Below are 14,835 nucleotides of genomic sequence, written 5' to 3'. Positions count from 1 at the left end.
TGCTCTAGGAATAACTATACTGCCGCCATTTCAGATATTATCTTTAACCAGCTGTGCCATTTTTTCGATTCCCATAGGGATTGGAATATAGGCTTGCGGCGGAATTTGCACGATTGGTTTGTTTTTCTTTTCAGCCGCATCTGCCAGCTGTTTGAAGTTCATTTTTGTTTGAGGACTTACAAGATAAAGATTGTATTTATCTGCCTCAATGCGTTTTTGTCCTTCCGGAACGCCGACTGCATCCATTTCAATATCTTCACCTTGTTCCTGAAGAAGAGCCATCGTTTTTTTAGCAATCATCGAAGATGACATGCCTCCTGCACAGATAATTAAAGCTTGTTTTGCCATAATTGTTTCCTCCAAATATTTTTTCTGTAACTCTATTATATTTGTATTCGTTTACATTATCCATGGATAATATTTCCGTATCATTACGGAAATAACTCTACCTTAATAATTATCTTTTCCGTAATGATCGGCAAATGAACTAAGAATAGGCGGAAAGCTTGGCTGCTGTAATCTTTTCTTCAAGGAGCTGCTGCTTTCTTCCTACCTGCCTGAAGCAAAATGTTTCAGCTGCATAACTATAAAGCCGGGCTTAACTGCCCGGCTCTATAATCTTGAAATAAAATAAGCTCATCAAGCTGCCCTTTACATGGACAGCGGTCAAATAGCTCAGCATCAGGCCTGCTAAACAATCTATACCAACTGACGGAAAGTTACGATAACATTTTTAAGCTTCAGTTGATATTCCTGCACGAGTAATTCCCGTAATTTGACATCATTGATTGTTGAGGCTACTGCAAAGCCGTCGGGAGTTTCAAATTTAATCGCTAAAACAGCCATAATATTCTGATTTTGACGAATATTCGGTTTCTCAACTCCCTTAAAACTAATAAAGTAAGTGCTGGCCGGCTTGCCATTTTTACCTTGATAGGTAGGAGTTATGGTTTTCTTTCTCACCTTCAAAATAAGATAGAATAACAAAGCCATAATAGCAATTGCAGATAAAATTTCTAGAACAGTATTCCACATAAAATTCACCTGACTTTCTTCTAACAGCTATGAACCCTTTTCCCCATGCCTCCCGCTTATTATTCCTGCCAACTAATATATTACAAGTTCTCACCGTTTAAAGCGATGACTTTCTTGTACCAGTCAAAGGACAGTTTTGGTGAACGAGCGTAAGTTCCTGAACCGTCATCGTGCTTATCCACATAGATGAAGCCATAGCGTTTACGCATTTCACCAGTTCCGGCAGAAACAAGGTCAATACAGCCCCAAGGCGTGTAGCCCATGAGGTCAACACCGTCTTCATCAACAGCTTTGATCATCTCCTTGATATGGGCTGCCAGATAGTCAATGCGGTAGTCATCATGCACCATACCATCTTCTGCCACTTGGTCGATCGCCCCAAAGCCATTTTCTACGATAAAGAGCGGCAGGTGGTACATGTCGGTAAACCAGTTGAGCGCATAGCGCAGACCTTCGGGGTCGATTTGCCAGTCCCATTCAGACGCTTTGACATAGTTATTTTTGACTAGGTCTTCTGTTTCCAGATAGTCATAGTGCGGATTGTTTGGACGATGGCTGTCAATGGCAAAGGACATGTAGTAGCTAAAGCCGATATAGTCTACCGTACCAGCCAGCAAGTCAGCCTTGTCTTCTTCTGTCACATCAACGGTAATGCCTTTACGTTCCCAGTATTTTAGGATGTGTTCTGGATAATAGCCATGCACATGGACATCTGTGAAATAATAGCGTTTCTGCATGGCTTTTTGCGCCATCAGCACATCAGATGGCTTGCAGGTTGCCGGATAGATCGGGCACATGGCAATCATACAGCCAATCTGCAAATCAGGATTAATCGCATGGCCAATTTTTACAGCACGCGCAGACGCTACCAATTCATAGTGCGCAGCCTTGTACATGATGGCTTCACGGTCATCGCCTTCTTTGTAGACAATGCCTGAATTGGTAAAAGGGGCAAAATCCTCTTGATAGTTGGCTTGGTTATTGATTTCATTGAAGGTCATCCAGTATTTGACCTTGTCTTTGTAACGACGGAAGCAAACCTCTGCAAAGCGAACAAAGAAATCAATGACTTTGCGGTTGGTAAAGCCGCCGTATTCGGTCACCAGATGATAAGGCAACTCAAAATGCGACAAGGTCACAACCGGTTCAATCTTATATTTGAGACATTCGTCAAAAAGGTCATCGTAGAACTGCAGTCCTGCTTCATTGGGCTCAGTCTCATCTCCCTTAGGAAAGATGCGCGTCCAGGCAATGGACGTCCGAAAACATTTAAAGCCCATATCCGCAAAGAGCTTGATATCTTCCTTGTAATGATGATAAAAGTCAATAGCCTCATGGTTAGGATAATATTTCCCCGGCAGAACACCGTCTGTGATTTCCCGCGGAACGCCGTGTCGGCCTGCTGTCATCACATCAGCAACAGAAATTCCCTTGCCGCCTTCCTGCCAGCCGCCTTCCAGCTGATGGGCAGCAACTGCACCGCCCCAGAGAAAATTTTCAGGTAATTTAGACATAATTTTGCCTCCTATAATCGTTTAGTTTATTTCTATTTTAGCAAACGGTTTCAATATTAACCATAGAGAAAATTTCCTTAAAGGCTAAGGAAATTGTCATTTGCAGCTGCATCCAAGGTTAATTGAAATTGGCATCTGCAAAAATTGTTAGGGACTCTTTCCCCCTATTTTCATAAATTATGGTATGATAAATTTATCAAACTAAGGAGACATTGACTATGACTAAAGAAGACATTAAAAAACAAGTCCGTCAAGCTTTTGATCACCGTGTTGCCGTACGGGTTTATAATGACCAGAAGATTCCCAAAGAAGACATGGAATTTATCCTTGATACGGCCTGGCTCAGCCCGTCTTCTATCGGCCTTGAACCTTGGCGCTTTATCGTTTTGGAAGATGAGCAGGTCAAAAAGCAGCTCAAAGAAATTGCTTGGGGAGCTAAGTACCAGCTGGAAACAGCCAGCCATTTTGTCCTGTCCATAGCCAGCAAAGACGTCCGCTATGATTCGGAAAATATCCGTCAAAGCCTGATCCGCCGCGGGATAAAAGAGGGGGAAGGCTTGGATGCCCGTCTCAAGCTCTATCAGTCTTTCCAGGAAAGTGATTTGAAGCTGGACAGCGAGCGTGCTTTGTTTGACTGGGCTGCTAAGCAGACTTACATTGCCATGGGCAATATGATGACCGCGGCCAGCATGATTGGCATTGACTCCTGTCCAATCGAAGGATTTGATTATGACAAGGCCAATCATATCTTAAGCCAAGCCGGTCTTATCAATCCTCAAACCGAAGGCATTGCCAATATGATTTCCTTTGGCTACCGCCTGCGGGACCCTAAACATCCTAGATCACGCAAGCCGCGCGAAGAAGTCATTACTTGGCCTAAGTAACAGCAGTTTTTCTGTTTGACTAAAACAGCTTAACCCTTAATTAAAGAAAGGAAATACTTATGAAATTTTTACATACCTGTGTCCGCGTTAAGGACTTAGACGCTTCACTTAAATTCTATCAAGACGCACTCGGCTTTAAAGAAGCCCGCCGCAGAGATTTTCCAGAGCATAAATTTACGATTGTTTATCTGGCTTTAGATGATGACCCTGATTATGAATTAGAGCTGACCTACAACTACGACCATGAAGCCTACGATTTGGGCAACGGCTACGGCCATATTGCTGTTGGGGTCGATGATCTGGAAGGCAGCCACAAGGCTCATAAAGAAGCGGGCTATACCGTGACCGATCTGTCAGGTCTGCCCGGAAGACCAAAGATGTACTATTTTATCACAGACCCAGATGGTTACAAAATTGAAATTATCGATTTAAAAAAATTTAATGCTTAAGACCAAAGAAAAAAGCGGGAGAGTCAATTCCTGAAAGGAAGACATCTCTCGCTTTTTTAAATAGAAACGATGTTAATGATAAGATCTATTAAGCCCGCATGTTGACATTCTTCATGATACGCTTAATATTTCTTTCCTGCTCGCGGCGCTTGATGGTTTCGCGCTTATCATAGTCGTGCTTCCCTTTTGCCAGACCCAGCAAAACCTTGGCAAAGCCATTTTTGAGATAGACCTTAAGAGGAACCAAGGTCATTCCTGAGCCTTTCAGCTCATTTTCCAGCTTGGCAAGCTCTTTCTTTTTCAGCAGGAGCTTGCGCGTGCGGTCGGGATCCTGATTCCAAATATTGCCCTGCTCATAGGGTGTAATGTGAACATTGTTCAGCCAAGCCTCACCGTTTTTGATCTGGGCAAAACCGTCTTTAAGCGTTATTCTGGCTGCCCGCACACTTTTGATCTCAGTTCCCGTCAGCACAAGTCCGGCCTCGTAGGTTTCTAAAATCTCATAATCGTGCCGCGCTTTCTTATTTTGTGCGACGACGTTTCCCTGCCCCTTTGCCATGCTTGCCTCCTTTCTTCACTGCCTCTTTGTAAAAAGGCTTTTTCTTTTTTGACTTCTTTTGTGAAAGAGCCGATTTCCTGCTGCGCTTAGCGGTTGTTGAGCTGCTGTCGCCACTTGGGCGTGAACGACGCGGCTTACCCTTTTTCGCCTGTGAAACCTTCTCAACAACATCATTATCACTGGGGATATAGTCAAAATCTATATCGCCGGTTGCTTTGTCAGCCTTGATCACTTTCACTTTTATTTTCTGGCCGACACGGAAAACGGTACCGGATTTTTCCCCTTGAAGGCTGAGGCTGCGTTCATTAAAATGATAGAATTCCGGCAGAGTTGTTACATGAATGAGCCCCTCAATAGTATTTGGCAGCTCTACAAAGAGGCCAAATTTAACAACACTGGATACGACACCTTCAAACTCTTGTCCCAGATAATTTTCCATGTATTCAGCTTTTTTCATAGCCTCAACAGCGCGTTCAGCATCAACCGCCCGGCGTTCCAGACTGCTGCTTTGTGCCGCAATTTCAGGAATCCGCTCAGCAAAATGCTCTATTTTTTCAGCATTTGGTCTGTCATATTCGCGCACCAGGCGCTGCACCAAAAGGTCGGGATAGCGGCGAATCGGGCTGGTAAAATGCGTATAAAACTCAGCAGCCAAACCGTAATGGCCGTGATTGTGCTCTGAATACCGCGCCTGCTGCATGGAGCGCAGCAGCATCATTGAGAGCACTTCACTGCCGGGCTGACCTTCCATTTTTTTCATAAAGTCCTGCAGAGCTGCCTGACTGATGTTATTAGCGGTGCCTCGGATGCTGACACCAAAAATGCTGGCATGATCCATAAACTGCTGTATCTTTTCAGCCTTGGGTTCCTCGTGAATCCGATAGATAAAAGGCAGCTCTTTCTTAGCAAAATGCTCAGCCACGCATTCATTGGCAGCCAGCATGAAAGATTCAATCATGCGTTCGGCAATCCCGCGCCGGCGCAGCACAACATCCAGAGGAACACCTTTATCATTGACCAAAATTTTAGCCTCTGAGGTGTCAAAGTTGAGAGCTCCGCGTTTCTCACGCATTTTCTCTAAAATCTTGTGCAGGGTCACCATATAATGGATAGAGGGCACAATCTTGCTGTATTTCTCTGTCAGCTCCCTATCACCGCTGATAATCTGATTGACATCGCTGTAAGTCATGCGAAAGGCTGTCTTGATGACTGTCTGGGTGATTTGGTAGCGAACAACATGCCCTTGTTTATCAATTTCCATAATGGCCGACTGGGTCAGGCGGTCAAGATTGGGATTGAGAGAGCAGATGCCGTTTGACAGCCGCTCAGGCAGCATGGGAACCACTCGGTCTGTCACATAGACACTGGTTCCTCTGGCCAGGGCTTCGCGATCCAAGGCGGAGCCTTCCTTAACATAATAAGAAACATCCGCAATATGCACGCCAAGCTCAAAGTTGCCGTTATCCAGCAGTTTGATATGAACCGCATCATCCAAATCCTTAGCATCAGCCCCGTCAATGGTAAAGGTGATCTCATCGCGCAGATCAAGGCGACCAATAAAATCTTTGCTGCTCGGCTTTTCTGCAATAGCCTCAGCTTCTGCTAAAACGGCATCGGGAAATGCTGACACAATATCCATGGACTCTAAAATTTCCAAGACATCTATGCCCACATCATCTTGATGGCCCACAATATCACGGACACTGGCAACAAAATAATCATGGCCCCGTGTAGGGTACTTATCAATAGCAACCTTGATAATTTCAGTACCGTCTAAAGCAATGGGTTCTTTTTTGATGTAAATTTTTTGGCTGATTTTTTGATTTTTGCTCTTAATATAACCGGCATAACGCGGTTTTTCATCATCTAAAACGAAGCGGCCGACAACAGTCTTCAAGCTGTGCTCAGCAATCCTAACCACACGCGCTTCTGCTGCCGTTCCTTTCAGACGGTCAGCTACCTTTTTAATGACCACTTCAACCGTATCACCGTCAATGGCATAACCGGTATCGTTGCGGCCGACAAAAAGATCCTCTTCTGCCTCATCAACAGTCACAAAGCCAAAGCCTGCCTTGTTAGCCCGAAAAATCCCCTTAACGGTAATCTGGTCTTTCTTTTCTGTTTGTTTCCTCAGTGAGATGCTCCCGTCTCGCTCAAAGCGCAGTTTTCCCTTGCTTTCAAGACTGGAAATGGCCTTAATCAGCGAAGGGAATTTTTTCGCACCGGCCATATTTAGGCTGCTGGCCAGGTCATCAACGCTTGATTTGCCCTTCTCCTGCAAATAATTAATAATTTTTTCTTTCATTTTCTTTCCTTGATTGTTTGTTTCAAAAAAAATAAGCCAGACCAGGTCAAGCTCACTTTTTATTTACTTGATAAAATCGCAAGCGCCAAGGCAATTGCCAGCCAAAAGAAGACTAGAACCGCTGTAAAGCGCTGCATAAAGGCTTCAAAGCCCCGAGCTTTCGTACGTTCAAACAAAGCTTCCGATCCGCTGTTATCAAAAACATTGCTGCTGGGATTTTTTTGCGGCTGCATAAAAATCGCAATTATCAAAATAAAAGATAAAACCAGAAGTGCTGTTAATAAAAACTTGTACATGTACTTACTTCCTCCACTGTCATCTTAGCCATTCTAACATATTTCCTGCTAAGATTCAACATGCAGGGTTACTTTTCTTTCCTTGGGACAGTACTTGAGCACTTGAATTTTTTCAGGGTGATTTTGCTTATTTTTGCTGGTCAGATAATTCTTGCTGCCGCAGCTCGAACACTGTAAATGAATCTTAATACGCACTAAATTTCCTTAACTTTCAAATAATGTCTAAAATTGATGAGGCTCCAAGAGAAATTAACGAAGACAATCAGACTGGTCACATAAAAGACCCAGTCATATCCCAGTCCTGCAGCCACGCTCGATCCAATAAAAGGCCCGATGACCTGCCCCATATTGGTAAACATCTGATTGTAGCTAAAAATACGTGAAATTCCTTCCTTAGGAGTAATCTTGGTCAAGAGAGAGTTGACACTGGGCATCAAGGCTCCTGTTCCAAAGCCGTACATGAAGCGAAGCAGCCCCAGCTGCAGAGGCGTTTTGGCATGAGCAAAAGAAATATACATGCAAAAACTGTAAAAAAGGGCGGCCAGCAAGAGACGGTGGTTGCCGATACGATCCCCGACTTTCCCCAGAAAAGAGCTGGATAGCATGCTGGAAAATCCCATGCTGGATACAATCAGGCCTGATACAAACATGAGGTTGTCGGTCTGACCCAGATGACGGATGTAAAGTGTTAAAATCGGTGCAATGGACTGAGCTGAAATTTGGATAATCATGCTGGTCACAAAAAGCCCCACCATGATCTGACGGTTTTTAATCTGCTTCAGCAGTTCTCTGGTTGGCAGTTCATCGCTTCTTTTAACCGGTGTAAAGTCTTCCTTAATTAAAAAGATGGTCATAAAATTCAGCAGCAAAAGCAGACTGCCGACAAAAAGAAAGAGATTGCGAATGCCTAGTAAATCAGCAAAATAACCGCCCAAAAGAGGGCCAATCAAAGTACCGGCCGTAACTCCCGTTGCCAGCGTCCCCAGTGCATAGCCTAGTTTTTCCTGCGGGGCCTGACCCGCAATCAAGGCGGTAGAATTAGGCACATAGCCTGCAAAGGCGCCATTGATGAGCCTTAGCGTTAGTAACCAAAAGACATTGGGAACAAAGGCCAAGCCTCCCATGGTAAAGGCCATAACCAGACTGGCCCGAATCATCATGGGCTTACGCCCATAGCGGTCAGCCAGTTTTCCCCAAATAGGAGCAACCAGAGCTGAAGCCAGAGCTGACAGTGATACTGACAGACCCGCATAGAATTCCACTCTGCTCGGATCAGCGCCCAGCTCTTCCACAAAAAGTGCCATGAAAGGCATAACCAGTGAAAAACTTGCTCCGGTCAGAAAATTGCCAAACCAAGCGACTCTCATATTCTGCCGCCAATTTACAGTCACAACACTCTGCGCTTCTATAATTCATCATCTTCTTTCTCTAAACTGCTTCATTATTATAGCACAAAACGGATTTTTTTGATTAGCAATCTGTCTTATTTGAAACTGTTTTTATTTCCCTTCACAGCTAGCCTTTAGGCTTATGAGCTGCAATGAGAAACTGCAAGGGCAGGTTTTGGGAATCCTCTTTGAGAACATAAGCGCCCGAACGTTTTTCCATCAAGTCCGGCCAGATATTCCAAGAAGATTGCTTGCTTTCATCAACCACATCAATCTGCAAACCTGCTTCAATCAAGGCCATAATAATTTCACTGAGTGCATGGTTCCACTGGTGATTGCGCGGATGCTGGATTTTTTCTGAAGACGCAGCTGCTTCGATGTAAGACCCTTCGTCTTCCCAAGTCATAGGCTCTGCCTGTTCAAAATAAGGCTGTTCAATTTTAAAACCTTGACTAATGTCCTCACCAAGAGTCATAAACATGGGATGGTCATCGCGAATGATAAACCTGCCGCCAGGCTTCAAGAGACTGGCAACGACTCTGCCCCAAGCAGCGATGTCTGGCAGCCAGCACAGGACACCCAAGGACGTATACACCAAATCAAAGTCTCCCTCGATGGCTTCTCTAGCATCGTAGACATTGGCTTCTATAAATTCAATATCGGCTTTAGCCTTTTCAGCCAGCTCTTTAGCACGCTTCAAAGATTCATCAGAAAGGTCTAAACCGACGAGACGCTCAACCCCTAAACGTGCCAGACTAACAGTATCTGTGCCTAGATGGCACTGGAGATGGACAACAGCTTTGCCCGTCAGATCTCCTATTAACTCCTTATCCTGGGCGACTTCGGGTGTGATATAAGTTTCGTCTTCTAGGAGTTCATTAATTCCGTAGCCTGATTCTTGATGCAGACGGGCACGGTCATTCCAGTTGACACGATTGTCTTCAAAATAATTTTCAGCCATTGCTTTTTCCTTTCAATCAGCCATCTGCTAAACGCTTTAACTGCACCTGAAGCTGCTGCAGAGTCTCTTTCGGGCTGCCATTATTGTCAATGATAACCTGAGCACATTTCTTTTTATTTTGTAAGGGCATCTGGGCAGCCAGACGTTTAGCCGCCTCATCAAGACTGTAGTGATCGCGCTTCATCAGCCGCTCCAGCTGCTTGTCCTCATCAACATAGATTAGCCAGATTTCATCAAACCAGTCCTGATAGTCCAGCTCATAAAGGAGCGGAATATCCATAAAAAAGAGAGGCTCTTTAGCAGCCAAAGCATCACGCCTGCGGGCCAATTCCTCACGGATAATCCGATTTTGCAGCTTGGCAGATTTTTCCTGATTTTCTTTATTGGAAAAAATCAGCTGAGCCAATTTAGGTCTGTCCAGCTCCCCATCAGCTGCTAAAATCTCTGTCCCAAAGGCAAGAATGAGCGCCTGATAAAGTCTGCCTCCCTTTTTTTGCAGCTCATGCACGACCTGATCCGCATCAATAATCTGATAGCCGGCTCGGCGAATGTGCTCCACAACCGTTGACTTGCCGGAGGCAATGCCGCCTGTAATTCCAATAATCTTGCTCATCGTTTTTGACAGGACGGGCAAAAATGCGTCCCGCGTCCTCCTACTTTGATTTTCTGAATCTCTGCTCCACAGCGCGAACAAGGCTCACCAGATTTGCCGTAGACCTGCAAGTACTGCTGCATGGTTCCGTCTTCACCAAGTGCGTTGCGGTAGGTACGAATAGTTGATCCGCCCTGCGCAATTCCCAGCTGCAAAATACGAATGGTTTCGTCATGGATGCGCTTGATTTCTGTTTTTTTCAGGCTGTCGGCCGAACGTTCCGGATAGACCTTAGCTGCCCAGAGAACCTCATCGGCATAGATATTGCCTAGACCAGCAACCAATTTTTGCTCCAAAAGCAGCGGCTTAATAGGCTTATGAGAAGACAAGACAGCTCGCTCAAAGGGCGCCAGTTTAAAGTCTTTTTTGCTTGGCTCAGGCCCTAATTTCTTTTGTTTGAAATAAGCAGTTTCAGCCGATTTTGCCAGCAGTTCAAATGTTCCAAACTTGCGGACATCCTGATACACCAAGGTTGAGCCGTCACCTAAATGAAAGAAGACATGAAAGTGCTTATTATCGGGCACTTGCTCGGGAAAGAGCAGATACTTGCCTTCCATGCGCAGATGCGAAATCAGCACCTGAGCGCCTAAATCAAAAATGAGATATTTGCCGCGGCGGCGCATAGAGTGAACCGTCTGACCCGGCAAGTCCAGTTTGAAGCTGTCAAAATCCGTCTTGACCATCTTGGGCACACGCACATCTGCCGATACAATCTTTTTGCCAACAATCAAACACTCCAAACCGCGTCTGACCGTCTCAACCTCTGGTAATTCGGGCATATCTAAGACATCAGGAACAGCCGGAAAAACTGATAGAAATAAGGACAAGACAGAAAAATTTGATTTCCTAGGCCTCTTATCTTTTTCGTCAGCTTTTCCTCTGGGAATCTAGGCTGCCCCTTCCTTTCTTTCATTAATTTTTTATACGTTTTGGCTTTTTTAACAGCTTAATCTGTCAAACCCAGCAAACGTCTGGCATAGATGACCTGACCCGAATGCATGGCAGCATCATCAATGATGGACACCAGACGGGCACCGCGAGTGACCGCAGGCGTCCAAGAGTCGTCCACAATATCAGCAAGACTGTCTTCATCCAGCGACTTGAGGTAGTCTTTAGTAAGCTTGGCAGCTGCATCCAAATAGCCCAGCACAAGACTTAGGTCATCCACCTGAACCTTTTGGGCTTCCTCCAAGGAATGCTGCCAGTCTGGCGTATCATCGGGCAAGTCCAAATGAAACTTTTCTCTCCAGCCCTGACTAAACCAGATTGGCTCTGCATTGGCTAAATCAGAAATCTGTAAATCCATTTCCCGCGCCGTGTGCCAAGCCAGCCAGGTCATGGATTTAATTTGACCTGAAACCTCTGCAGCCGGGAAACGACTAGCCTCTTCAACTGTTACACCTTTAAACAAACGATCAAATCGTTCCTGTGCACGGTCAACACTTTCTACCAACATATCTAAATAAGTCATACTGTTACCTCCTTATGGCAAAAGCTGGGGACCGCCCAGCTATAAATGTTAGCTTACATACACTTAATCAGCAAATCGTCTCAAATTCTCTGGAAATGCAGCTCCCTGTAAAAAATACCTTACCAGCTGAATATGCGTAGCAACATCACTAAGCAGCCAAGCATGACCCTTATTGGGATAATAGGCACATTCACTGTTGGTATGTTGTCCTGCTAGTAGCTGATGCGATTGATGAATTGTCTCAGATTCCTTACCGCCTGAAACAAAGAAAGCAGGGTTATCAAAGTTTGCATTGACCTTTAACAGATTAGCCTGTGACATAGCACGGCGAAAGGAACGCTTCGTTGATCTTTGTAAATCTTCAATAAACAGCTGGCAGTCTTCTTGAGGAACCCCGCTCTTGGTCATCATATTAGTCATGAGTTTTGCGATTAGCTTAGTATTTTTTAAATATGACATAAAATAGACACCCGCAATGACTTTGCCATGTCCTTTTATGGGTTGATGACCGGCACCATCAACAATCACTCGGTCAATCAAGTCAGCATGCTTTTCCAGCAGACTAAAAATGAGGCAGGCACCTAGCGACAGTCCAACAAGGTGCGGCTTGCCATGCGACCTGCTTTTAATTATTTCAGCAATGAGATCAGCGACTTCATCAAACCTTGTCCATTCAATATCACGGCTATTGCCATGTCCGGGAAGATCAATGACAATACAATGAAAATCATTTTGAAGTGCAGCCAAATGATTCCGCCACATCCTGCTGCTGGAACCAGAGGCGTGCAAAAAGATTATCGTTTGTTTCTGTTCTTGTCCTGTCTCTTCGATAAATAAGTTAGCTGTCATTGGTCTGTTCCTTCACTAAGCTCAACTTGGACTGCGAATCTATCCGTGCCTCACTTCCCCATTTCTGGACTCGGGTTAAAAAGGTCCCCCGGACCTCCGCTTTCTTATTTTCAGGCGATGGCCTAAAACAGTCCACTTGGCCGTACCTCGCTCACCAGTTTTCCGGCTCATGCTCCTGCCACTTTTCTATTGCAAGATGGCAGTCATGAACCTAGGATAAACGTTCCAAACGCTTTCAATTTATACAGTACTAAACAATTGACGCAGTGGTTGATTGGAAATCCTCATCCCTTGCTTCGCAAGTGATAGCGGTCATCCTAATCAACTGTGCGGAGGTGGGACGACGAAATCAATTTCTCCGAAATAATGATTTCTGTCCCACTCTCAATACTCCTTCTTATTATAGCCGAAGTCTGCCAAGTCCAGTTTCTTATCCCGCCAGTTTTTCTTGACCTTGACCCAGGTTTCCAGGTAGACCTTATCGCCCAGCATGAGTTCGATGTCGCGGCGAGCCATCTTGCCGATTTTCTTGAGCATGGCTCCTTGTTTGCCGATGATGATTCCTTTTTGGCTGTCACGTTCCACCATGATGGTTGCGCGGATATGGACCTTATCGGTCTCTTCGTCTCGCTTCATGGATTCGATAACGACGGCAACTGAGTGCGGAACTTCCTGCTCGGTCAGCTTCAGGATTTTCTCGCGAATCATTTCAGAGACCAAGAAACGTTCCGGATGGTCAGTAATTTGGTCTTCAGGGAAATACTGGAAACCTTCCTCCAGATTGTCCTTGAGAATGGTCATCAGAGTTTCCACATTATTGCCCTGAAGCGCTGAAATGGGAACTATTTCCTTGAAGTCCATCTGCGAACGGAAATCCTCAATTTTCTCCAAAAGCTGATCGGGATGGACCTTGTCAATCTTATTGATAACCAGAATAACAGGAACCTTAGCAGCCTTGAGGCGCTCCATAATCATATTATCGCCCTTGCCGCGCTCCTCATCAGCCGGCACCATAAAAAGGACGGTTTCCACTTCACGCAGGGTCGAATAAGCCGACTCCACCATGAAATCGCCCAGAGCTGTTTTAGGCTTATGAATTCCCGGAGTGTCAATAAAGACAATCTGCTCCGTATCGGTCGTATAGATGCCCATAATCTTATTGCGCGTTGTCTGGGCTTTATCGCTCATGATAGCGATTTTCTGCCCCATGACATGGTTGAGAAATGTTGATTTACCAACATTAGGACGGCCTAAAATAGCCACAAATCCTGATTTAAACATAAAATACAGAGGACGCTAAAACAAGGTAAAGCTAAGCAGCCAGTAGAACCTCTTGATTCTCTAGGCAGCTAGTCTTTTTCGCAGTTTTTAGTCTGTGTTCATTTCAAAACATGAACGCGTCCATTCCTTTCTTTTTTACTTTTTCTATTACTTTCGGGCTGCACTGCCAACCCAGCTTAAAGCTGTGGGGCAAACGCTCTGACAAGACAAGCTCACAGGGCTGTTTTCCCCAGCTCTGCCCTTAGCCAAAAATCAAATCAATAATCTTTGGCACAAAAATAATCAGGCCGGTCAAAGCAGCAAAGCCTGAGATCATCAAAACAGCGCCGGCTGCCATATCTTTAGCATTTTTAGCCAGCATGGAAAAGTGATAATCGCTGGCCAAATCAACTACATTTTCAATTGCCGAGTTAACAATTTCAAAGGTAATAACCAAAAAAATACTTAGCAAAAGAAAAAGCCATTCTGTAACTGATACCTTAAAAACAAAGCCTGCAATAACAGCTAAAACAGCTGATACCGCATGCTTTTTCATATTGCGCTCTTCCTTAAAAGCCGAAAAAACACCCGTCAGAGCGAATTCAAGACTGGAAGTTAAGGTTCTGTTTTTCCATTTTTTTTGGCTTTGTTTATTATCTCTTAAGTCCATAGGCATTCAATATCTCTTCCTGTAGGCTGAACATTTCTTCTTCTTCTTGGGGAGTATAGTGGTCATAACCATTGATATGTAAAAAACCATGCACCGCTAAAAAACCCATTTCACGCTCAAAGCTGTGGCCGTATTCATTGGCTTGTTCCTCAGCCTTATCGACCGAAATAAATAATTCGCCGATATAGCTGTCAAACTCCGCCATCATCTGCGCCAGATCAGGATTTTCTGCCAGATCCTCCTCATCAATAGCCAGTTCAGTTTCGGGTTTGTACTCAAGACTGATCACATCTGTAGGGCGGTCTGTCTCACGATAGAGGAGATTAAGTTCATGGCTGCGCTCATTGCTGACAAAGGTGACCGCCATTTCCTTATCCTCTTTGCCCGTCTTTTTAGCGGCAAACGCTAAAATATCCAAGGTTTGTTTTTTGATACTTTCAGGAACCTTACCGGTCTCATCAATCATTTCAACATACATATCTAATCTAAAAGGCCAGATGCGGCAGAAATTTAGACAGTTAAAACAAAAGAACCAAGCCACC

The 14,835-nt window shown here is 44.7% G+C and carries 18 protein-coding genes; 2 read left to right on the top strand and 16 right to left on the bottom strand.

Annotated elements, in window-relative coordinates:
- Positions 1-30: 30 nt before the first annotated feature.
- The 3 genes from BMI76_RS05550 to BMI76_RS05540 all read right to left on the bottom strand — a co-directional run bounded on the left by BMI76_RS05550 (position 31) and on the right by BMI76_RS05540 (position 2,549).
- Entirely contained in the window at positions 31-348 is a 318-nt protein-coding gene (locus BMI76_RS05550; protein WP_075346597.1) for a PTS cellobiose transporter subunit IIB, read from the bottom strand.
- A 351-nt stretch (positions 349-699) separates the two neighbouring features.
- The gene (locus tag BMI76_RS05545; RefSeq protein ID WP_083623686.1) at positions 700-1,035 is read right to left on the bottom strand and encodes a hypothetical protein; all 336 of its coding nucleotides are present in this window, start codon (positions 1,033-1,035) and stop codon (positions 700-702) included.
- Positions 1,036-1,115: 80 nt separating this feature from the next.
- The gene (locus tag BMI76_RS05540) at positions 1,116-2,549 is read right to left on the bottom strand and encodes a 6-phospho-beta-glucosidase (protein ID WP_075346596.1); all 1,434 of its coding nucleotides are present in this window, start codon (positions 2,547-2,549) and stop codon (positions 1,116-1,118) included.
- A gap of 218 nt (positions 2,550-2,767) precedes the next feature.
- Here BMI76_RS05540 and BMI76_RS05535 point away from each other — a divergent pair, with 218 nt between their 5' ends.
- Both BMI76_RS05535 and BMI76_RS05530 read left to right on the top strand, forming a co-directional pair.
- Positions 2,768-3,433: an NAD(P)H-dependent oxidoreductase gene (locus BMI76_RS05535; RefSeq protein ID WP_075346595.1), complete on the top strand. Its 666-nt coding sequence runs from the start codon at positions 2,768-2,770 to the stop codon at positions 3,431-3,433.
- Between the two features lie 59 nt (positions 3,434-3,492).
- Positions 3,493-3,882, top strand: a complete 390-nt coding sequence (locus BMI76_RS05530) for a VOC family protein (RefSeq protein ID WP_075346594.1) — start codon at positions 3,493-3,495, stop codon at positions 3,880-3,882.
- Between the two features lie 88 nt (positions 3,883-3,970).
- On the opposite strand, the gene smpB is transcribed toward BMI76_RS05530, so the two are convergent.
- The 13 genes from smpB to ybeY form a co-directional block, all read right to left on the bottom strand.
- On the bottom strand, positions 3,971-4,441 hold the full coding sequence (gene smpB / locus BMI76_RS05525) for an SsrA-binding protein SmpB (protein ID WP_075346593.1): 471 nt from the start codon (positions 4,439-4,441) through the stop codon (positions 3,971-3,973).
- Entirely contained in the window at positions 4,404-6,746 is a 2,343-nt protein-coding gene (gene rnr, locus BMI76_RS05520) for a ribonuclease R (RefSeq protein WP_075346592.1), read from the bottom strand. Before rnr ends, smpB begins: the two co-directional genes overlap by 38 nt.
- Positions 6,747-6,805: 59 nt before the next feature.
- Entirely contained in the window at positions 6,806-7,042 is a 237-nt protein-coding gene (gene secG, locus BMI76_RS05515) for a preprotein translocase subunit SecG (RefSeq protein ID WP_075346591.1), read from the bottom strand.
- Positions 7,043-7,090: 48 nt separating this feature from the next.
- Positions 7,091-7,237 (bottom strand): 50S ribosomal protein L33, encoded by a 147-nt coding sequence (gene rpmG, locus BMI76_RS05510; protein WP_003087331.1) that lies wholly within the window; start codon positions 7,235-7,237, stop codon positions 7,091-7,093.
- Positions 7,237-8,409 carry a multidrug efflux MFS transporter gene (locus BMI76_RS05505; protein ID WP_075346590.1) on the bottom strand — a complete coding sequence of 391 codons (1,173 nt, stop codon included), beginning with the start codon at positions 8,407-8,409 and terminating at the stop codon, positions 7,237-7,239. Before BMI76_RS05505 ends, rpmG begins: the two co-directional genes overlap by 1 nt.
- Before the next feature lie 148 nt (positions 8,410-8,557).
- A complete protein-coding gene (locus BMI76_RS05500; protein ID WP_075346589.1) occupies positions 8,558-9,391 on the bottom strand; it encodes a bifunctional 2-polyprenyl-6-hydroxyphenol methylase/3-demethylubiquinol 3-O-methyltransferase UbiG in 834 nt (277 codons plus the stop codon).
- Between the two features lie 16 nt (positions 9,392-9,407).
- Positions 9,408-10,004, bottom strand: a complete 597-nt coding sequence (coaE, locus tag BMI76_RS05495) for a dephospho-CoA kinase (RefSeq protein ID WP_307770184.1) — start codon at positions 10,002-10,004, stop codon at positions 9,408-9,410.
- Positions 10,001-10,822, bottom strand: a complete 822-nt coding sequence (mutM, locus tag BMI76_RS05490) for a DNA-formamidopyrimidine glycosylase (RefSeq protein WP_075346682.1) — start codon at positions 10,820-10,822, stop codon at positions 10,001-10,003. Before mutM ends, coaE begins: the two co-directional genes overlap by 4 nt.
- A gap of 167 nt (positions 10,823-10,989) precedes the next feature.
- Positions 10,990-11,514, bottom strand: coding sequence for a DUF664 domain-containing protein (locus BMI76_RS05485; protein WP_075346587.1), 525 nt, complete (start codon positions 11,512-11,514; stop codon positions 10,990-10,992).
- A 63-nt stretch (positions 11,515-11,577) separates the two neighbouring features.
- Entirely contained in the window at positions 11,578-12,363 is a 786-nt protein-coding gene (locus BMI76_RS05480; RefSeq protein ID WP_075346586.1) for an alpha/beta fold hydrolase, read from the bottom strand.
- Between the two features lie 384 nt (positions 12,364-12,747).
- On the bottom strand, positions 12,748-13,644 hold the full coding sequence (gene era, locus BMI76_RS05475; RefSeq protein WP_075346585.1) for a GTPase Era: 897 nt from the start codon (positions 13,642-13,644) through the stop codon (positions 12,748-12,750).
- Between the two features lie 241 nt (positions 13,645-13,885).
- Positions 13,886-14,293 carry a diacylglycerol kinase gene (gene dagK, locus BMI76_RS05470; RefSeq protein ID WP_075346681.1) on the bottom strand — a complete coding sequence of 136 codons (408 nt, stop codon included), beginning with the start codon at positions 14,291-14,293 and terminating at the stop codon, positions 13,886-13,888.
- Positions 14,277-14,771 (bottom strand): rRNA maturation RNase YbeY, encoded by a 495-nt coding sequence (gene ybeY / locus BMI76_RS05465; protein ID WP_075346584.1) that lies wholly within the window; start codon positions 14,769-14,771, stop codon positions 14,277-14,279. The genes dagK and ybeY overlap by 17 nt, the downstream gene beginning before the upstream one ends.
- Positions 14,772-14,835: the final 64 nt, after the last annotated feature.

The organism is Streptococcus sp. 'caviae', assembly GCF_001937065.1.
GTDB lineage: Bacteria > Bacillota > Bacilli > Lactobacillales > Streptococcaceae > Streptococcus.
Note: the sequence above shows the minus strand (reverse complement) of the source record. Positions and strands in the feature narration are given on the sequence as shown.